The sequence below is a fragment of the Variovorax sp. 160MFSha2.1 genome (assembly GCF_048305075.1).
Taxonomy (GTDB): Bacteria; Pseudomonadota; Gammaproteobacteria; order Burkholderiales; family Burkholderiaceae_C; genus Variovorax; species Variovorax guangxiensis.
Window position 1 is genome coordinate 3,500,247 of sequence record NZ_CP157624.1, and the last position, 18,463, is coordinate 3,518,709.

15 protein-coding genes are annotated in these 18,463 nt (G+C 69.2%); 6 read left to right on the forward strand and 9 right to left on the reverse strand.

Annotated elements, in window-relative coordinates:
- Positions 1-5: 5 nt before the first annotated feature.
- The 3 genes from ABL838_RS15820 to ABL838_RS15830 form a co-directional block, all read right to left on the reverse strand.
- Positions 6-1,475, reverse strand: coding sequence for an MFS transporter (locus tag ABL838_RS15820; RefSeq protein WP_418116458.1), 1,470 nt, complete (start codon positions 1,473-1,475; stop codon positions 6-8).
- Positions 1,475-2,707, reverse strand: a complete 1,233-nt coding sequence (locus ABL838_RS15825) for a multidrug effflux MFS transporter (RefSeq protein ID WP_418121124.1) — start codon at positions 2,705-2,707, stop codon at positions 1,475-1,477. The genes ABL838_RS15820 and ABL838_RS15825 overlap by 1 nt, the downstream gene beginning before the upstream one ends.
- A 144-nt stretch (positions 2,708-2,851) precedes the next feature.
- Positions 2,852-3,727, reverse strand: a complete 876-nt coding sequence (locus tag ABL838_RS15830; RefSeq protein ID WP_418121125.1) for a CmcJ/NvfI family oxidoreductase — start codon at positions 3,725-3,727, stop codon at positions 2,852-2,854.
- A gap of 229 nt (positions 3,728-3,956) precedes the next feature.
- On the opposite strand from ABL838_RS15830, the gene ABL838_RS15835 reads away from it, so the two are divergent.
- The 3 genes from ABL838_RS15835 (at position 3,957) to ABL838_RS15845 (ending at position 7,521) form a co-directional block, all read left to right on the forward strand.
- Positions 3,957-5,816 (forward strand): M48 family metallopeptidase, encoded by a 1,860-nt coding sequence (locus ABL838_RS15835; protein ID WP_418121126.1) that lies wholly within the window; start codon positions 3,957-3,959, stop codon positions 5,814-5,816.
- A 78-nt stretch (positions 5,817-5,894) separates the two neighbouring features.
- Entirely contained in the window at positions 5,895-7,193 is a 1,299-nt protein-coding gene (locus ABL838_RS15840) for an MFS transporter (protein WP_369662263.1), read from the forward strand.
- Positions 7,194-7,359: 166 nt separating this feature from the next.
- A complete protein-coding gene (locus ABL838_RS15845) occupies positions 7,360-7,521 on the forward strand; it encodes an HHHH-motif protein (protein WP_165909549.1) in 162 nt (53 codons plus the stop codon).
- A 70-nt stretch (positions 7,522-7,591) separates the two neighbouring features.
- On the opposite strand, the gene ABL838_RS15850 is transcribed toward ABL838_RS15845, so the two are convergent.
- Positions 7,592-8,212, reverse strand: coding sequence for a pyridoxamine 5'-phosphate oxidase family protein (locus ABL838_RS15850; RefSeq protein WP_418121127.1), 621 nt, complete (start codon positions 8,210-8,212; stop codon positions 7,592-7,594).
- Complete coding sequence (locus ABL838_RS15855) at positions 8,209-9,375, reverse strand: MFS transporter (protein WP_418121128.1); 1,167 nt, start codon at positions 9,373-9,375, stop codon at positions 8,209-8,211. The genes ABL838_RS15850 and ABL838_RS15855 overlap by 4 nt, the downstream gene beginning before the upstream one ends.
- Before the next feature lie 77 nt (positions 9,376-9,452).
- On the opposite strand from ABL838_RS15855, the gene ABL838_RS15860 reads away from it, so the two are divergent.
- Positions 9,453-10,343: a LysR substrate-binding domain-containing protein gene (locus ABL838_RS15860; protein WP_184637767.1), complete on the forward strand. Its 891-nt coding sequence runs from the start codon at positions 9,453-9,455 to the stop codon at positions 10,341-10,343.
- Here ABL838_RS15860 and ABL838_RS15865 read toward each other — a convergent pair.
- On the reverse strand, positions 10,340-11,197 hold the full coding sequence (locus ABL838_RS15865) for an NmrA family NAD(P)-binding protein (protein ID WP_369662261.1): 858 nt from the start codon (positions 11,195-11,197) through the stop codon (positions 10,340-10,342). The two genes, ABL838_RS15860 and ABL838_RS15865, sit on opposite strands and share 4 nt — an antisense overlap.
- Before the next feature lie 131 nt (positions 11,198-11,328).
- Here ABL838_RS15865 and ABL838_RS15870 point away from each other — a divergent pair, with 131 nt between their 5' ends.
- Together ABL838_RS15870 and ABL838_RS15875 are read left to right on the forward strand one after the other, a co-directional pair.
- Entirely contained in the window at positions 11,329-12,264 is a 936-nt protein-coding gene (locus tag ABL838_RS15870; RefSeq protein WP_418121129.1) for a LysR substrate-binding domain-containing protein, read from the forward strand.
- A 57-nt stretch (positions 12,265-12,321) separates the two neighbouring features.
- Entirely contained in the window at positions 12,322-13,548 is a 1,227-nt protein-coding gene (locus ABL838_RS15875; protein WP_418121130.1) for an MFS transporter, read from the forward strand.
- Here the strand turns inward: ABL838_RS15875 and ABL838_RS15880 are convergent.
- From ABL838_RS15880 to ABL838_RS15890, 3 genes are all read right to left on the reverse strand, one after another.
- Positions 13,545-14,081, reverse strand: a complete 537-nt coding sequence (locus tag ABL838_RS15880; protein WP_418121131.1) for a methylated-DNA--[protein]-cysteine S-methyltransferase — start codon at positions 14,079-14,081, stop codon at positions 13,545-13,547. The genes ABL838_RS15875 and ABL838_RS15880 overlap by 4 nt on opposite strands.
- A complete protein-coding gene (locus ABL838_RS15885) occupies positions 14,078-15,316 on the reverse strand; it encodes a YbfB/YjiJ family MFS transporter (protein WP_418121132.1) in 1,239 nt (412 codons plus the stop codon). The genes ABL838_RS15880 and ABL838_RS15885 overlap by 4 nt, the downstream gene beginning before the upstream one ends.
- A gap of 66 nt (positions 15,317-15,382) precedes the next feature.
- Positions 15,383-18,463, reverse strand: a complete 3,081-nt coding sequence (locus ABL838_RS15890; RefSeq protein ID WP_418121133.1) for an FAD-binding and (Fe-S)-binding domain-containing protein — start codon at positions 18,461-18,463, stop codon at positions 15,383-15,385.

The following is an 18,463-nucleotide window of genomic DNA, read 5'->3' on the forward strand; positions in this document are numbered from 1 at the left end:
CTCATTCAGCCGCCGTGGCTTGTCGTCTTGAGCCGCAGGCTGCTGAAAACCGCCGCCACCGCGGCAAAACTGGCGGCCAGCACCAGCGCGACCACCGGCCCGTGGCCCCCGTGCGGGCTCCAGATGCTGAAGACGCCCGCCAGCACCACGGCGCCCAGTGTCTGCCCGGTGAGCCGGGCCGTGCCCAGCATGCCGCTGGCCGCACCACTGCGGTGCGCCGGCGGCGAGGTCACGATGGTGTGGTTGTTCGGCGACTGGAACAGCCCGAAGCCAAGCCCGCACAGCGCCATGCGCCAGGCGATGTCGGCATTGCCCGGATGCGCCGGCAGCGCCGCCAACAGGGCCAGGCCCGTGGCCAGCAGGCCCAGTCCGATGCCGCCCAGCAGCCCGTCGGGGTACCGGCCGATCAGCCGCCCTGCGATGGGCGCCATCACCACGATGGCCAGCGGCCACGCCGTGATGAGCAAGCCCGCCTCGATGTGGCTGCGCCCGTACACCTCCAGCAGCAGGAAAGGCAGCGCGATGTAGGCCAGCATCTGCGCGCAGAAGGCGGCCACCGAGGTACTCATCGACAGCGCGAACACCGGAATGCGCAGCAGGTCGATCGGGAAAAGCGGCACCGCTTCCCTGCGCTGGCGGCGCAGGTAGATGAAGCCCACCACAAGGCCCGCCAGCAGGATGCCCCAGGCCGAGGCCTGCGAGCCGCCGCCCTGAACCGCGCCTTCGCGCACGCCGAGCCGGTCGACGCCCAGGAACACCAGCGAGAACATCAGCACGTTCAACGCCACGTCGACTGGCGAGAAGCGCAGCCCCGCGGCGGGCGGCACGCGGTTGAAAGGCAGCGCCTTCATGCCCAGCGCGAAGGTGACGAGGCCCAGCGGCACGTTGATGGCGAAGAGCCAGGGCCAGGAAGCCACCGACAGGATGGCCGCCGCCACCGAAGGCCCCGCCACAGAAGAAGTAGCCACCACCAGCGAATTGATCGCCATGCCCTTGCCCAGCTGCGACGAAGGGTACGTGAGCCGTACCAGCGCCGCGTTCACGCTCATGATGCCGGCCGCGCCCAGGCCCTGGAACGCGCGCGCCGCGATCAGCGTGCCCAGCGAGTTGGCAAAAGTGGCAGCCAGCGAAGACAGCGTGAACACCGCCATGCCGACCAGGTACACGCGCCGGTAGCCCACGAGATCGCCCAGCGAGGCCAGCGGCAGCAGCATCACCAGCGTGGCGATCTGGTAGGCGTTGACCACCCAGATCGATTGCGAAGGGCTGGCGTTGAGCTCGCGCGCGATGCCCGGCAGCGCCAGGTTGACGATGGTGCCGTCGAGCACCGCCACGATCAGCCCGAGGATGATGACCAGCATCGCCCAGCCGCGCTCCGGCTGGGACAGCCCGTCGACGGGCCTTGGCGCCATGTTGCCGCCGTTGTTGTTGTCTTCGGCGGCCGGGAGCGCGGCGCCTGCGCGTACCGTGTTCATCAGGCTCGCTGCGCCCTTCCTGTCTTTGCTGCCTTGCCCGTGGGCTCCGAGCGCACGCCGCCCAGCGTGAGCCAGGTCAGCACCAGCGCGATGAGCGCGCCGCCGGCCATGCCGGCCACCATCGGCAGCGGCCTGCCGTCGGTGAAGAGGCCCACCACCGCCATGGCCAGCGCACCGGTGAGCATCTGCAGCGTGCCCAGCAGCGCCGAGGCCGTGCCCGCGATGGCGCCGTGCATCTCCAGCGCGAGCACGCCGGTGGTCGGGATCACCAGGCCCATGAAGCCCGAGGCGATGAAGTACAGGACGATGAGCACCCAGATGCTGTCGTCGCCCATCGCGAAGTAGGCGAACATCGCGATCATCGCGGCGCCGCAGCACACCACGCCGAACTTGACGAGATTGACCAGCCCGTAGCGCTCGCCCAGCGTGCCGGTGAACTGCGAGGCGCCGATGAAGGCGGCAGCGTTCACGCCGAAGGCCACGCTGTAGAGCGCGGGCGAAAGACCGTAGTGGTCGATCATCACGAACGAGGAGTTCGCGAGGTAGGTGAAGAAGCCCGCCATCGCGAAGCTGCCGATGAACACCAGCCCGAGGTAGTGCGTGTCGCGCAGCAGCAGCCAGTAGGCCGACAGCGCGCTGCCGAGGCTGCTTTCCACGCGCTGCGAAGCCGGGCGGGTTTCGTCGAGCAGCTTCACCATCATGGCCAGGCCCGCCACGGCCGCGACAGTCACGGCCCAGAACACGCCGCGCCAGCCGGAAAAAGCGATGACCGCGCTGCCTGCCAGCGGCGCGAGGATCGGCGACACGCTGAACACCAGCATCAGCAGCGACATCAGCCGGGCCGCGTCGGTGCCGGTGTGCAGGTCGCGCACCACCGCGCGCGGAATCGCCATGCCGGCCGCGGCGCCCAGCCCTTGGATGAAGCGCAGCACGATCAGCGTCTGGATGTCGGTCGCCAGCGCGCAGCCGATGCTGGCGAGTGCGAACAGCAACAGCCCTGCGTACAGCGGCGGCTTGCGGCCCACCATGTCGGAGATCGGCCCGTAGAGCAGTTGCCCCGCGCCGAGCGAGAGGAAGAAGGCCGTGAGGCTCATCTGCACCGCGCCGATGTCGGCGTGCAGGCTCTGTCCGATGGCGGGCAGCGCCGGCAGGTACATGTCGATGGCGAATGGCCCGATGGCCGAGAGCAGGCCCAGCAGCAGGGCCATCTTGAAGAAGGGGGAAGAACGCATTGCAGCGATTGTCGCGAAGCACGGCAATCGCTGCAGGCGTGGGGTCTGTGCCGGCGTGCGCCCTGCCCTTGCTAATTCCTGGCAAAGAATCGCGCGGGCACAGCGCTGTAGAACACAGCGTGCATGAGTCGTTTCGTCTTACTGCTACTTGCCTTGCGGCGGCTTGCCGGCGGGCCAGAACACCAGCGCGCGCAGTTCGATGCTGCGCCGCGGCGGCGCCTCCTGCGAACCCGTCGGGTCCTCGAAGGCGGTGTGCGCGGTGTAACGCGCCACGCCCTGCTCGAGCGAGTCGTAGATCTTCAGCAGCAGCGCCTCGTCGGGTCGAAGCCTCGGGAACCAGTACCAGCGGTGCTCCGGATTCCAGGTAAAGGACCAGGTCTCGCCCACCTTGTCGGGATAGACGAGGTCGCTGGGCACGAGGTCGTTCGGCGAGATGGAACGCGCGTCGCACAGTGCCAGCGGCAGGCGCTCCACCGTGGCCAGCGGGCGCCACAGGTTGACGATCGCGAAGCGGTTCTTCAGCCGCTCCTCGGCCTCTTCCGGCGGCAGGTGGTCGCGCACGCGGCGCGGCGCGGAGACGAAGGTCTGGTCGTTGTGCACGCGGCGCACCGGCTCGCGCAGGTCGGCCGTGCGGCGCGAGCCCTGTGCGCTGTCGCGCAGCGTGTGGTCGAACACGACGATCTTCTCGGCGCCGGTCACGTCGCGCAGCAGCGCCTCGGCCTCGCGGTAGTAGATGTCGCGGATCGCGGCATCCTGCGAGAAATCGACGAGCACGCTGCGGTGCGAGATCTGCGTGAAGCCGCTGCGGTCGAGCGTCAGCTCGTTCAGCGCCACCAGCGGGCGGCCGTCGCGGATGGTCACGCGGCGCGCTTCCAGTTCGCCGGTCACCCAGGGCGTGCCGGACGGAGGCTCGAATGTGTAGCTCACGGGCCGGCCCTGGCCCGCCTTCAGGTAGTTGAGCTCGGCCTCCACCGAAGGCAGGTTGGCGGCCAGCATCTGTCCATTGGACCCAACGCTCATGCGACGTGACTCCTCGAAACGGTTCCTCTGCAAGCGAACGCAGAGGCTATACCCGCGCCATCGCGCGCGGAACGAAACAAAGGAGATAACCATATTCGGCGGCAGGTGGTGCCCTGTCGCGCTTGACGCAGCACCCGGCTTCACTGCATGCGCCGTGCCCGCTACGCTATCGGCTTCCCGGACAGTCCATAACAACTCGCAGCATTCGTCATCCAGGAGAAGATCGCCCATGGCCCTCGCCCGCACGGTTCACGCCGACCTCTTGCGCGTGTTCGTCCTCACGCTCGTGTCGCTTTTCGCCATTCCGGCGGCGACGCTCGCTTTCACCGAATACGCGCTGCGCTCGCAGGACGCGGAGTTCCTGCAGGCGATGGAAAACCGCATCGCCAAGGATGCACGGCTGTCCGCCGCCGACAAGGCCGAAGCCACCGCGTTCTACCGCACCCACCAGCTCTCCAGGGCCTGCGACGCCACCGCCCCCGAAGACAGGAACTTCCACGACAAGGTGTGCAGCCCCTATTCGATGCAGTGGCAGTTCCACTGGGCCGACCGCGCCGCCATCTGGACCATCGTGCTCGGCGCCGCGCTGCTCGCCGCGGCGCTGGTGCTGGGCGCACTGGCCTTCGCCAACCGGGGCCTGCGCTACGCCAGCTTCGTCGCGGGCTGGCGGCTCATGACGGTGTCGTGCGCGGTCGAGGTGGTGCTGCAGAGCGCGATGCTGGTATGGCTGTCGTTCTGGCTCACCGCGTACTTCTGGCACAGCTACTACGTCAAGCTCATCGCGCTGGCGGGCATCGCAGCGGGCGCGGCGGTGTTCTATGCGATCTACACGCTGTTCAAGAAGCTGCCTTCGGGCAACGAGATCGAGGGCGAGCTGGTCTCGCAGGCCGACGCGCCGCGCCTGTGGGAGCGCATCCGCCAGCTCGCCGGCCGCGTGAAGACGGCACCGCCCGACCAGATCGTGGCCGGCATCGACACCAACTTCTTCGTGACCGAGGCTCCCTGCGAAGTCAAGGGCCGCACGCTGCATGGGCGCACGCTCTTCGTGAGCCTGCCGCTCTTGCGCGTGCTCGACCAGACCGAGGCCGACGCGGTGCTCGCGCACGAGCTCGCCCACCTCGGCGGCGGCGACACCCGCAGCAGCGCGGCGCTGGGCCCCAAGCTGCTGCAGTTCGACCAGTACACCTGGAAGATGCGAAGCGGCGGCCTCACCATCGTGGCGCACTACCTGCTGCGGCTGTACCGCATGATCTTCGCCTTCGCGCTGGCCCGCGACAGCCGCGAGCGCGAGTACAGGGCCGACCGCGTGGCCGCCGGCCTCACGGCGCCGCACGCGATCGTGCAGTCGCTCATCAAGATCTCGGCCTACGCGAGCTACCGCAACGACGTGGAGCAGAAGCTCTTCGAGCAGGACCGCGAGCACGACGGCGCGCTCGGCATCGCCCGCTTCGTCGCCGACGGCCTGCCGCCCTACGCCAACTCCGAAGCATTCATCGAGGCGATGAAGACGGCCGGCGTGCCGCACCCCTACGACAGCCACCCGCCGCTGCTGGAGCGCATGCGCAACGTCGGCCACCACGTGCCCGAGAGCGCCTACGGCGGCATCGTCGCGACCGCGCCGCAGACCTCGTGGGCCGACGAGATCGAGACCGCCGGCGCCATCGAGCAGCGCCTGTGGAGCGAGTACGAGCAGCGCTTCGTGCAGAACCACGAGCTGAGCCTGGCCTACCGCTACGAGCCGGCGACGGAGGAAGAACGCGCCGTGGTGCTGCGCCACTTCCCGCCTGTGGGCTTCGAACTGAAGAACGGCGAGCGCGTCGACATCAGCTACGAGGGCATGCACCCCAGCGCGGACGGCGGTTCCACCATTTCGTGGGACGAGGTCAAGAGCCTGACCTACAAGGACGGCAGCTTCGGCGACACCCTCATCGTCACCCACCACGACAAGGGCATGCTGGGCGCCCGCACCACCAAGGTGAAGCTATCGGGCCTCGGCAAGCAGAAAGAGAACTTCAAGGGCGTCGTCGGCCACTACTGGCGGCGCCACCAGATCATGAGGGCCCAGCAACAGCAGCAACAACAAGCGTGACGCCGGCGGCCGCGGCCGCTCCCCCCTTTCCTCCGACCAGCCTCCACAAAACCATCCAACACAGGAGACAAACCAACCATGAATCCCGTCGAACAGAGAACCATCTCGAAGATCAGCTGGCGACTGCTGCCGCTTCTGATGGTGAGCTACTTCATCGCCTACCTCGACCGCGTGAACCTCGGCTTCGCCGGCGCGGCCATGTCCAAGGACCTGGGCTTCACCGCCGCCGTGTTCGGCAGCGCGGCCGGCATCTTCTTCCTGGCCTACTTCCTCTTCGAGGTGCCGAGCAACATGGCGCTGGAGCGCTTCGGCGCGCGCCGCTGGATCGCCCGCATCATGTTCAGCTGGGGCATCCTCTCGGCCGCGCAGGCCTGGGTGGGCGGCTCGACCAGCTTCAATGTCGTGCGTTTCCTGCTGGGCATCGCCGAGGCCGGCTTCTTCCCTGGCGTGATCTTCTACATCACGCTGTGGTTTCCGGCGGCGTACCGGGCGCGCATCGTGGGCTGGTTCATGTTCGCCATACCCATCTCCACCGTGATCGGCTCACCCATCTCGGGCTACATCCTCAACATGGACGGCATCGGCGGCATGCACGGCTGGCAGTGGCTGTTCATCCTGGAGGCGGTGCCCTCGCTGGTGCTGACCTTCTTCGTGCTGATGTACCTGCCCGACGGCCCGAAGGACGCCAAGTGGCTCACCGACGAGGAGCGCAACTGGCTGCAGCGCACGCTGGACGCCGAGCGCGCCAACCGCGAGTCGATCAACAAGATCTCGTGGAAGCAGTCGCTGCTGAACCCGCGCGTGATCGGCCTGGGCTTCGTTTACATGGGCATCACGGTGCCGCTGTACGGCCTGAGCTTCTTCCTGCCGCAGATCATCAAGGGCTTCGGCGGGCTGGGCAACGTGGAGATCGGCTTCATCAATGCCTTCCCGTACCTGGTGGGCGCCATTGCCATGCTGTTCTGGACGCGGGCATCGGATGCGCGCAAGGAGCGCAAGTGGTTCCTGCTGATTCCGCTGGCCTGCATCTTCCTGGGCCTGGTGCTGGCCGCCCAGACCTCCGCGCCGGTGCCGAAGATGGCCGCCGTGACGCTGGCCGCCTTCGGCATCTTCAGCGCCCTGCCCACCTTCTGGACGCTGCCCACCGCCATCCTCAGCGGTACCGCCGCCGCGGCGGGCATCGCGTGGATCAACTCCATCGGCAACCTGGGCGGCTACATCGGCCCGACCATCTTCGGCACGCTGAAGGACAGGACGGGCAACGACTTCTACGCGGTGCTCTTCCTGGCGATGCTGTCGGCGGTGGCCGTCGGGCTGGTGCTGATCATCGGGCACGACGCGCGCACCGAACAGGCGGCATCGCCTGGAAGGGCCTGATCGAACAACGCTGCCCGGGCGCTATTCCATGTGCCGCAGTTGGTGAGGTTTTTCACGCGCCGCGCAGCACAAACGTCATCTGAATGTTGCCCACAGCCGTTTTGCAAGGGCGCCCATTCAGCGACGCATTTCCCGTCCATCGATGTCATTGCCTAGAAAGAACGCCATGAAGACCAAGCATTTCATCCTCTCCAGCATCCTCGCTTTCGCAGGCCTCGCCCTGCTGGCACCGGCCGCCTCCGCCGCGCCGTACCACCATCCCAAGAAGCACAAGGTGTGCAAGTGGGACGCGCGCCATCACCACCGCGTCTGCCACTGGGTGCGCTGATCCGCCCCATCGGTCCACGGACCGCAGGAAAGAGCCCGCTTCCGCGGGCTTTTTTCGTCATGGCGCCGGCTCAGTAGAGCGTCGCTCGCTGCCGCGCCGGCAGCTCCCGGTCGTAGGCTTCCCCGTCGAAGGCGGATTCGGTCAGCGCCGACAGGATCGCGCCCGGCGTCGGCACCTCTCGCCTTGCATCCGTCGGCAGCGGCGCCCACAGCTTCGAACGCTGGATCGCCCGCGCGCAGTGGAAGAACACCGTCTCCACCGTCACGCGGATCACGCATTGCGGCAGCTTGCCTTCCATGGCGAAGCGCTCCAGCAGCGCCGGCTCGACCGAGATCTGCGCCCTGCCGTTCACCCGCAGCGTCTCGCCCACGCCCGGGATCAGGAAAAGCAGCGCCACGCGCGGGTCGGCCACGATGTTGCGCAGGCTGTCGATGCGGTTGTTGCCGCGCCGCTCGGGCATCAGCAGCGTCTTCTCGTCCTGTACCACGACGAACCCCGGCGGGTCGCCGCGCGGAGAGGCATCGAGCCCGCCCGGGCCGATGGTGGCGAGCACCGCGAAGGGCGAAGCGGCGATCAGCGCCTGGTAGTTCGGGTGCAGGTACGGCACCTGCTTCTTGAGTGAGGCGTCGCCGGGCACCCCGAAAAGTGCTTCGAGCTGGGAGACGGTTCCGATGGTGTGAGAGGTCGTCATGCACTTCCTTGCTGGATGTTGGTCGATTGTGTCGACGCGCCCCAGCCGCAGGCCAGCGCCGCGAGCGCAAGCAGCAAGGCGGCCACGCCGTAGATCCAGGGCGGCGAGGCGACCGGCAGCAGCAGCCCTGCGATCAGCGGCCCGGCACCGGCGCCGATGTCGCGCCATACCGAGCGCGCCGCCAGCGCCTGCACGCGCTCCGGCCCCGGCGTGCGTCGCGCCACGATGGGCGGCAACAGCGGCAGTTGCAAGGCGCGCAGCACCACGATCAGCGCCGCGCAGCTCCATAGCCAGCCGAGGCCGAAGCCCATGAGCGCGATGGCGGTGACCAGCGACAGGCTCACCAGCAGGCGCTCGGCGCCGAAATGCTCGGCCATGCGCCCGCCGACCGGGCTCAGCAGGATCTCCGCGAGATAGCGCAGCGCCATCAGCACGCCGGCCACGATCACAGCGCCGCCCGGCAGCAGGTCCTTGCCCAGGTAAGAGAGACCGACGATGAAGAGCCCGTCGAGCGCCAGCCCTTCCATGAACGACCAGCCGTCGAGGCTGTTGGGCAGCTTGAAGCGCTTCACCGGCTTGGCCACTGGATGCGGCGCCGACGGCAGCCGCCGCGTGACGAAGCACGCCAGCAGCGAGAACACCGCGAGGACGCCGAAGATCGCGCGCGGCCCTGTCCACTGCGCCAGCAGCGCCCCCAGAGGCAGCGCGAGCACCGGCCCCATCGCGATGAAGGCGCGAGAACGCCCGTTGCGCCGCGCGGCGCCCACCGGATCGGCCGTGGCCAGCGCCTGCGTCGACAGGTTCAGCGCCGCGAAGCACAGGCCCCACATCAGCCGCAGCGGCAGCAGCGCCCAGAAGCCCGAGAGCGTGGCGTAGCCCAGGCCGCACGCAGCAGCAGCCACCACCGCGATGGTGCAGGTCAGCCGGTCGCCGTTGCGGGCATAGAAGCGGGCGACGAAGCCGTAACCGGCGATGCGCACCAGCCGGTTGGCCGCGAGCAGCATGCCGGCCTCGGCCAGCGTCACGCCGAACTCCCTGGCGTACATCGGCAGCAGCAGGTAGAGCACCACGTCGGCCGGCAGCGAGAGGCCGAGGGCCATCGCCGCATGGCGGGAATTCAGGTCGGTTGGGGAAGTCTGGGGAGCGGGTGCGGAGCGTGACATCGAGCCTCGATGGTGAGGCGGCGGCCGCCCGCCGACAAACGACATTAACGACCGTCATGCGTGAGAAAATCGCACGCATGCCGCTTCGAGAGCCTCCCCTGAACGCCGTGCGCGCCTTCGCCGCCGCGGCACGCCACCTCAGCTTCACGCGCGCGGCGCTCGAACTGCACGTCACGCACAGCGCCGTGAGCCGGCAGATCAAGAGCCTCGAGGAGTTCCTGGGCATCGCGCTCTTCGAGCGGCGCATCCGGCAGGTGGCTCTCACGGCCGAGGGCCAGCAGTTCTTCGCCGAGGTGCAGCCGGCGCTCGCGCAGATCAACGCCGCCGCGCGGGCGCTGCAGTCGCAGGGACCGGCGCGCGCCGTGCGCATCAACGTGCGGCCCTCCTTCGCGGTGCGCTGGCTCATTCCGCGCCTGCCCTCCTTCGTCGAGCGCTTTCCGGAGATCGAGCCGCAGGTCGTCACCAGCACCGTCATGCCCGAGGAGGCCATCGGCAGCTTCGACATCGCGGTGCGCCGGGGCCTGGAAGGCTGGCCCTCGTCGATGGAGGTGCAGCCCTTTCTCGAAGATGAAGTGCTGGTGGTCGGGGCCCCTGCGCTCTTCAAGACCCACCCGCTGCCGGACCTGCGCGCCCTCGCCTCGCACGTGCTGCTTTCGGCCCGCACGCGCAAGGACGACTGGGACGCCTGGAAGAAGCAGGTCGGCGCCCCCCGCGCCCGCCCGGCGGGCCGGCTGCAGTTCGACCACCTGCACTTCGTGCTGCAGGCGGCGGTCGACGGACTGGGCATCGCGCTGGCGCCGACATCGCTGGTGTCGCACGACCTCGCCTCGGGCCGCCTGCAGTCGCCGCTGCCCACGCTGCGCATGACGCTGGAGCGCTACTACTACGGCCTCGCGCCCGATGCTGCGCCGGAAGCGGGCTATGTGGCCGAGTGGTTCGAAGAGATGCAGGCGCGGCAGGCTGCCTAGCCGGCAAGGGAGCGGATCACCTCCGCCACGCCCACCCTGCCCTTGCGCACGCTCGCATCGTTGCTCTCGAAGCGGATCCATCCCTCATTGAAGCCATCGAGCATCTGGATGCGCGGCACCGGGTCGCGCATGCCCTGAGCGCGGAAGATCGCGCCCCAGTTCTCGCGCGGCACCGCTTCGGCGTGCACCGGACGGCCCAGCACCTGCGTGAGCGCGGCGGCAATGTCGTGCTGAGTCAGCCGCTGGGGGCCTTCGAGCTCGACCACACGCGGCAGTTCGCCCTCGTGCAGCAGCAGTTCGGCGGCGACGCGGCCCACGTCGGCCGTCGCCACCATCGGCACAGCACGGTCGAGCGGCTGCAGGTAGCTGGAAAGCAGGCCCTGCTCGCGGGCCTGCGCGATGTCCCAGCGCAGGTTCTCCAGGAACCACGCGGGCCGCAGGAAGGTGACGGCGAAGGGCAGCGTGCGCAGCGCCTCTTCCAGCAATGTGCGCTGGCTCAGCAGATTGGGCTGCGCGGCCTGCGCACCGACGGTCGACAGGCACACCACGCGCGGCGGCCGCGCGGTTTCCAGCGCCTCGCGTATCGCCGCGTTCTCGGCCCTGACCTCGGGAAAGCCCGGCTCGGGGTCGAAGTTCGGCGGCGGCAGCACGAAGACGCCGGCCGTGCCGGCGAAGGCGCGCGCCAGTGCGGCGGCATCGTTCATCTCGGCGACGGCCACTTCGCAGCCGAGCCCGGCCCAGACAAGGCCCTTGCCTTCGTCGCGCACGACCGCGCGAACGCGCTGGCCCTCTGCCAGCAAGGCACGCGCGACGGCGCCGCCGACCTGTCCGGTGATTCCGGTGATTGCGTACATGGGATTTCCTTTTCTTCACTTGATCGATTGATTGGCTGACGCATGCGACGGCACGATCGTAGGAAGAACCGATCTTTGAGTGAAGCGACCTCAGTGCATATCATTCATGACACCTGATCACGAATAAGAAGATGACTCTCGACGGACGCCTCCTCTCCAACGTCAGCGTGCTGGCCGCCGTGGTCGAAGGCGGCAGCTTCGCCAGCGCCGCCAACGCGCTCGGCCTGACTCCTTCGGGCGTGAGCCGCGCCATCGCCCGGCTCGAAGGCCGCGTCGGCATACGGTTGTTCGACCGCACCACCCGCTCACTGAGCCTCACGGACGAAGGCCGGCAGCTCTACGCCAACATCAATCCGCTGGTGCTCGGCATCGAGGACGCGGTGACGATCGCTTCGGGTGCGTCCGGCGCGGTGCGCGGGCGCCTTCGCGTGAACACCGATGCATTCACGTCCCGCCTGCTGCTGGCGCGGCACCTGCCGCGCTTTCTCGCGCGCCATCCCGACCTCACGCTGGAGCTGATCGCACGCGACCAGCTCGGCGATCTCGTCGCCGAAGGCTTCGACATCGCGGTGCGCTTCGGCGAGCCGCCGTCGTCGTCGCTGGTGGCCCGCAAGCTGATGGATTCGCGCGTGGTCACCGCCGCAACGCCGGCCTACCTCGCGCAACACGGGCGCCCCGCGAAGCCGACGGACCTTGCCGACCATGCCTGCCTGCAGGTGCGCAACCCGGTCACCGGTCAACCCTACGCCTGGGAGTTCCAGCGCGGGCGCAAGCTCCTGAAGGTGCCGACCACCGGAAGGCTGCTGCTCACCGATCCAGGCACGGTGCTCGAAACCGTTCTCGCCGGCATCTGCGTCGCGCAGATCAAGGCGGTGGGCATCCAGCCGCAGCTCGACCGGGGCGAGCTGGTCGATCTGTTTCCAGACTGGCCCGACGAGCGGCTCCCGCTCTACGCGCTTTATCCGTCGCGCCACTTGCCGGCCGCGAAGGTCCGGGCCTTCATCGATTTCGTGATGGAGGTTGTCTCGCCAGCTTCCGAGCCAGCTGCGAAGAAGCCGCGGCGTTGACGCTCGCGCGTCCGGAAACGGCCAGCCGCGAAGGCCCGCCGCCAGCACGATGAGGGCATGACTCGAACAACGCCCCTCCCCCACGCATTTCAAAACCTCGCCTGGTCCAACCTAGCCGCGCAGTCCGCCGAACAGCTGAGCCTCGCGGCGGTGCCGCTGGTGGCGGTGCTCGCGCTAGGCGCGGGGCCTGGCGAGATCGGCTTCCTCGCGGCCGTGCAGACCCTGCCCTTCCTGCTGGTCTCGATGCCCATGGGCCTGCTCGCGGACCGCATGTCGCGGCGGCGGCTGATGGTCTGGGCCGAGGGGCTGCGGGCGGTGTCGCTTCTCGTGTTGCTGGCGATGGTGTTCGCGTCGAAGCTGAGCATCGGCTGGCTGGCGGTGCTGGGATTTCTGGGCGCAGTCGGCACCGTGGGTTTCAGCGTCGCGGCACCCGCGCTGGTGCCGGCGCTCGTGCCGAGGGACGCACTGGCAACGGCCAACGGGCGGCTGGAACTGGCGCGCAGCGCGGCCTTCACCGCCGGACCTGCGCTCGCGGGTGCCCTCGTGGCCTGGGCCGGCGCGTCGGCCGCGTTCGTGCTGGCAGCAGTGCTTTCGGCGGCTGCCGTGGCCCTGCTGCTGCGCCTCGCCGAGGCACCGCGTGCCCCTTGCGCCAGCCGGCATCCGCTGCTCGAAGTACGCGACGGCGCGCGCTTCGTCTGGCAGCACGAGATGCTGCGCCCGATGCTGCTGACCGGCGCGGTCTTCAACATCTCGTGGTTCGTGCTGCAGGCGGGCTACGTGCCCTACGCCGTGCGCGTGCTCGGCCTCGGCGCGCAGGCGGTGGGCTTCACACTGGCGATGTACGGCGCAGGCATGGTCGTCGGAGCGCTGCTGACTCCTCGCGTGGTGGCGTGCCTGCCCTTCGGCCGCGCGATACAGGTCGGCCCCTCGGTCGCGGTGTTGGCTGCAGCAGCAATGGCGGCCACGCTCGTCGTGCCGACCGCGACGCTGGCGGCGCTCTCGTTCTTCCTGTTCGGCGCGGGGCCGATGGTCTGGGTCATCACATCGACCACGCTGCGCCAGAGCGTGACGGCAGCCACGATGCTGGGCCGGGTGTCGGCCGTGTTCCTCACGATCAACGCCGGCGCCCGGCCGATAGGCGCGGCGCTGGGCGGCATGGTCGGCGCCGCATGGGGCGAGCCGGCCTGCCTGCTGCTGGCGCTCGCGGGATTCGGGCTGCAGGCGGCGATCATCTTCGCGTCGCGCATCGCGACGCTGCACCGGCTGCCGGTGCCTGCTGCCTAGAAAAGCGACGCCATTCCGTTCGGCCGCGCATCCTCGATGTCGAGCATGCGCAGCTTGGTCAGCGCGCCGCCGCCGGCCGAGAAACCGCCCGGCTTGTTGCCCGCCGCCAGCACGCGGTGGCACGGCACCACGGGCGCGAAGGGGTTGTGGCCCATGGCCTGGCCCACGGCGCGCGACAGGCCCTTGTCGCCCAGTTCCTCGGCAATCTCGCCGTAGGTGCGGGTCTGGCCCGGTGGAATGCGCCGCGCGATCGCGTAGATGCGCTGGTGGAATTCGGAGACGCCGCTCATGTCCAGCTCGATGTGGCTCAGGTCGTCGTGCACGCCGCGCAGAAGGCCCTGGATGGCGTCGACGGCACGCTGCGCCATTTCGTTCGGCGGGCCTTCCTGCAGATCGGGAAATCGCTGCCGCATGCGCGCGCGCGTGGCGGGCTCTCCGTTGTCGGCGGGCAGCTGCACGCCGACCAGCCCGTGCGGGCCCCATGCCAGCGCGCACATGCCGATGGAAGTTTCGAACAAGGCAAAGCCGCTCATCGCGATGTCTCCCTTTGCAGCGAATGCTGGCGCGATGCGAGTACCGCGCCGAGCCACAGGGCCGTTGCCGAAGCCACGAGCCCGCGCGCCAGTCCGCCCGGACCGTCCGAGATCCAGCCCGTGACTGTCGGCCCGACGATCTGCCCCAGCGCGAAGATGATGGTGAAGGCGCTGATGCCCTGCGCCCAGCGCGAAGACGGCAGGTTGTGGCGCACCAGCGCGGTGGTCGAGGCCACCACCGACAGGAACACCGCGCCAAAGAGCACGCCCGAGATCAGCGCCACCGGCGCCGACGAACTCAGCACCGGCAGCAGCGTCGCCACGCCCAGAAGCCCGTTGAGCAGTGCCTGCGGCTGCCCCCCGTGATACCGGTCGAGCAGCCCTGCCCACAGCCTGGAAGACGCCACGCATGCGATGCCCAGCAAGGCATAGAACAGCGTGACGAAGCCTGCGCTGGCGCCCTGCTCGCGCAACAGCGCGATCACGAAGGTCATGTAGCCGATATAGCCCATGCCGAACAGGGCATAGCCGGCAAGCGCCCAGCCGAAGCGATGCAGCGCGACGGGCGGTGCCGAGCCCGCCGCGGCGGCGGGCGCCGCGGGCGCAGCAGACTGCTGTTCCGGCATCGCACGCCCCGCCCAGGCCAGCAGGCAGGTGGCCGCCGCGCTCGCAACCGCCAGCGCCCACCACGCCCAGGCCCATCCGTGAGGCACGCCGGCCGCCGCGCGCAGCACCTGCGGCACGAGCAAGGCCGACAGCAGGATGCCGAAGCCGGTGCCCCCGTAGTAGATGCCCAGCAGCAGACCTCCGCGCGCGGAGCCCGCATCGCTGAGCCGGGCCGCGAGCAGCCCGCCCGCAACGAACACCCAGGCGCTGGCCACGCCCGCCAGCAGCCGTTGCAGCAGCAGGGCCGACGCATCGGTGACGAAGCCGCTGCCCGCCATGAACACGCTGGCCAGCACCGCACCGAACACCAGCAGCCGTGTCGCGCCGAAGCGCCGCATCAGCGCCGGCGTGCCCAGCGCACCGACGAGATAGCCGACCGCGTTGGCCGTGTTCATGCCCCCAGCCAGCGCGTAGCTCCAGCCCAGGTCCGCGCGCATGGGCGGCAGCAGCAGCGCGTAGGCGAAGCGCGTGATGCCGAGCGACACAGCCGCGCCCATCGACAGCGCGAAGGCAAGCCGCAGCGTGGGCTGGGCGGAGATGGGGGATGGAGAAGCGAGCGTCGTCGGCATTGGCGTGGCGGGCGGCAGGCGGGCCTATTCTGCGGCAGCCGCCGCGAGCCTGCAGGCGCCGGCCGCTCAACCCGCTTCGGCCGCCGGGTCTGTATGCAGCAGGTGCCGCTCCAGCAGCACCGCCACGTGCACCGCCTCGCGCTGCGCCCCGTCGCCGATCTGGTGGCGGCAGCTGGTGCCGTCGGCCACCACGATGGCACCCGGCTTCGCGCGGATGGCGGGCAGCAGGCTGGCCTCGGCCATCTTCATCGACACCTCGAAATGGCTGGCCTCGTAGCCGAAGCTGCCGGCCATGCCGCAGCAGGAGCTTTCGATGAGCTCGGGCTGTGCGCCGGGAATGAGCTTGAGTACCTCCATCACCGGGCTCACCGCGCCGAAGGCCTTCTGGTGGCAGTGGCCGTGCAGCAGGATGGGCGCCTCGGCGGGCTTCAGCGGCAGCTCGAAGCGGCCCTGCTTCCGCTCACGGGCGATGAATTCCTCGAACAGCAGCGCATGCTTCGCCACCAGCTCGGCCTTCTCGCCGAAGCCCATCACCAGCGCCTCGTCGCGCAGCGTGAGCAGGCACGAAGGCTCGAGTCCGACGATGGGCACGCCCGCGCGCGCCAGCGGCAGCAGCGCGTCGATCAGCGCCTCGGCCTTGCTCTTGGCCTCGTCGACCATGCCGCTGGCCAGGAAGGTCCGGCCGCAGCAGTGATGCCCGCCTCTGCCCTTCTCGACCGTGTACAGCACATAGCCCGCCGCCTGCAGCACGCGCGCGGCCGCGAACGCGTTCTCGCTCTCGAAGGTGCCGTTGAAGGTGTCGACGAACAGCACCGCCGCCTTGCCGCCGCGCCGCGCGATCGACAGCGCCACCTCGCGTTCGACGAACAGGCCCGGCTCGTTGGCACGCGCACGCCAGAAGGTGTCGCCGCGCCACTCGGGCAGCGAGCGCTTCGCCGAGAAGCCCAGCAGCTTCTCGCCCAGCCATGCGGCGCCGGGTACGCTGTTGCGCAGGTTCAGCAGCCAGGGAAAGCGGCTGGCCTTGTGGGCGTAGTCGGGCAGGTTCGCCACGAGCCTGTCTTTCAGCGTGTGGCCGTGGCGCTTCTTGTAGTGGTCGAGGAACTCGACCTTCATCTTCGCCATGTCCACGCCGGTCGGGCAGTCGCGCTTGCAGCCCTTGCAGCCCACGCACAGGTCCATGGTTTCGTGCATGGCCTCGCTGGTGAAGGCGTCGGGGCCGAGTTGGCCCGACAGCGCCAGCCGCAGCGTGTTGGCCCGGCCGCGCGTGAGGTGCTGCTCGTCGCGCGTCACGCGGTAGCTGGGGCACATGGTGCCGGCGTCGAACTTGCGGCAGTGGCCGTTGTTGTTGCACATCTCCACGGCCTTGGCCAGGCCGCCGGTGCTGTCGCCGCCGGTGCCGGGCGCCGTGGTCTCCTCGGTCACGGGGTCGGCGTCGACGTTCCATGCGGACCAGTCGAGCACGGGCTTGAGCTCGATGCGGCGGTACGGCTTGGGCGCGGTGGGCGGCGCGAAGCGGAACAGCGCGCCGTCGTCCATGCGCGGCGGGTCGATGATCTTGCCGGGGTTGAACAGGTCGATCGGGTCGAGCTTGCGCTTGATCGCGCGGAAGGCCTCGTTGATGGCCGGGCCGAACTGCCATTCGATCCACTCGCCGCGGCACAGGCCGTCGCCGTGCTCGCCGCTGAAGGCGCCCTTGTACTTGCGCACCAGCTCGCTCGCCTCCTCGGCGATGGCGCGCATCTTCGCGGCGCCGTCGGTGCGCATGTCGAGGATCGGCCGCACGTGCAGCGTGCCGACCGAGGCATGCGCGTACCAGGTGCCACGGCTGCCGTACTTGGCGAACACCTCGGTCAGCGCGTCGGTGTACTCGGCCAGGTGCTCCAGCGGCACGGCGCAGTCTTCGATGAAGCTCACCGGCTTTCCGTCGCCCTTGAGGCTCATCATGATGTTGAGGCCGGCCTTGCGCACTTCCCAGAGGTTCTTCTGCCGCGCCTCGTCGGGCATCTCGACCACGCTGCCGGGCAGGCCGAGGTCGCCCATCAGCTCGACGAGCCGCTTCAGCTGCGCGAGCAGCGAGGCCTTGTCGGCGCCCGAGAACTCCACCAGCAGGATGGCCGCCGGCTTGCCGATCAGCGCAGTCTCGACCGTCGGCTTGAAGGCCGGGTTGGCCAGGCTCAGCTCGATCATCGTGCGGTCGACCAGCTCCACCGCCGTGGGCCCGAGCTTCACGATGTGCTGGGCCGAGTCCATGGCCGCATGGAAGGTCGGGAAGTTGACGATGCCCAGCACCTTGGCGCACGGCAGCGGCGCGAGCTTGAGCTTCAGGCTGCGGGTGTAGGCCAGCGTGCCTTCGGAGCCGATCAGCAGGTGAGCGAGGTTCACGCTGCCGTCGGCCGTGTAGGGCCGCTCGCTCTGGTTGTCGAAGATGTCGAGGTTGTAGCCCGCCACGCGCCGCATGACCTTGGGCCAGTTCTCGGCAATCGCCTCGCGGTGCTGCCGCGCGAGGCTGCGCACGAACTGCGCGATGCCCGCCGCGCGCACGCCCAGCGACCCGACGGTGCCGAACTCGACCAGCTCGCCGTTCGACAGCCACGCGCTCGCGCCGAGCACGTTGTGCACCATGTTCCCGTAGGCGATGGAGCGCGAGCCGCAGGAGTTGTTGCCCGCCATGCCGCCCAGCGTGGCCTGCGCGCTGGTCGATACGTCCACCGGATACCAGAGCCCGTGCGGCTTGAGTTGCGCGTTCAGGTGGTCGAGCACCAGGCCCGGCTCGACGGTGGCCGTGCCCTCCTCCACGTTGACGTCGAGCACGCGGCGAAAGTGCTTGCTGTTGTCGATCACCAGCGCGGCACCGGTGGTCTGCCCGCACTGGCTCGTGCCGCCGCCGCGCGCGAGCACGGGCACCTTCAGGTCGCGGGCAATGTCGATGGCGGTCGCGATGTCGCGCTCGTTCGTGGGCACGAAGGCGCCGACAGGTGTGATCTGGTAGATCGACGCGTCGGTGGCGTAGCGGCCCCGCGAGGCGTCGTCGAACAGCACCTCGCCCTGAGTCTGCGAGCGCAGGCGGCGCGCGAGCAGCTCGCAGGTGTCGTTGGGCGGAAGAACGGTTCCGGCTGGCTGCATGTGGCTGGCGGGGTCGATGCGCAT

Excerpts from the sequence above, each read along its gene's own strand:
- ABL838_RS15880 (WP_418121131.1), bottom strand. The coding sequence starts at position 14,081 with ATGAGCGGCTTTGCCTTGTTCGAAACTTCCATCGGCATGTGCGCGCTG.
- ABL838_RS15855 (WP_418121128.1), bottom strand. The coding sequence starts at position 9,375 with ATGTCACGCTCCGCACCCGCTCCCCAGACTTCCCCAACCGACCTGAAT.
- ABL838_RS15835 (WP_418121126.1), top strand. The coding sequence starts at position 3,957 with ATGGCCCTCGCCCGCACGGTTCACGCCGACCTCTTGCGCGTGTTCGTC.
- ABL838_RS15840 (WP_369662263.1), top strand. The coding sequence starts at position 5,895 with ATGAATCCCGTCGAACAGAGAACCATCTCGAAGATCAGCTGGCGACTG.
- ABL838_RS15890 (WP_418121133.1), bottom strand. The coding sequence starts at position 18,463 with ATGCGCATCGACCCCGCCAGCCACATGCAGCCAGCCGGAACCGTTCTT.
- ABL838_RS15860 (WP_184637767.1), top strand. The coding sequence starts at position 9,453 with ATGCCGCTTCGAGAGCCTCCCCTGAACGCCGTGCGCGCCTTCGCCGCC.
- ABL838_RS15820 (WP_418116458.1), bottom strand. The coding sequence starts at position 1,475 with ATGAACACGGTACGCGCAGGCGCCGCGCTCCCGGCCGCCGAAGACAAC.
- ABL838_RS15885 (WP_418121132.1), bottom strand. The coding sequence starts at position 15,316 with ATGCCGACGACGCTCGCTTCTCCATCCCCCATCTCCGCCCAGCCCACG.
- ABL838_RS15875 (WP_418121130.1), top strand. The coding sequence starts at position 12,322 with ATGACTCGAACAACGCCCCTCCCCCACGCATTTCAAAACCTCGCCTGG.
- ABL838_RS15870 (WP_418121129.1), top strand. The coding sequence starts at position 11,329 with ATGACTCTCGACGGACGCCTCCTCTCCAACGTCAGCGTGCTGGCCGCC.
- ABL838_RS15850 (WP_418121127.1), bottom strand. The coding sequence starts at position 8,212 with ATGACGACCTCTCACACCATCGGAACCGTCTCCCAGCTCGAAGCACTT.
- ABL838_RS15825 (WP_418121124.1), bottom strand. The coding sequence starts at position 2,707 with ATGCGTTCTTCCCCCTTCTTCAAGATGGCCCTGCTGCTGGGCCTGCTC.
- ABL838_RS15865 (WP_369662261.1), bottom strand. The coding sequence starts at position 11,197 with ATGTACGCAATCACCGGAATCACCGGACAGGTCGGCGGCGCCGTCGCG.
- ABL838_RS15830 (WP_418121125.1), bottom strand. The coding sequence starts at position 3,727 with ATGAGCGTTGGGTCCAATGGACAGATGCTGGCCGCCAACCTGCCTTCG.
- ABL838_RS15845 (WP_165909549.1), top strand. The coding sequence starts at position 7,360 with ATGAAGACCAAGCATTTCATCCTCTCCAGCATCCTCGCTTTCGCAGGC.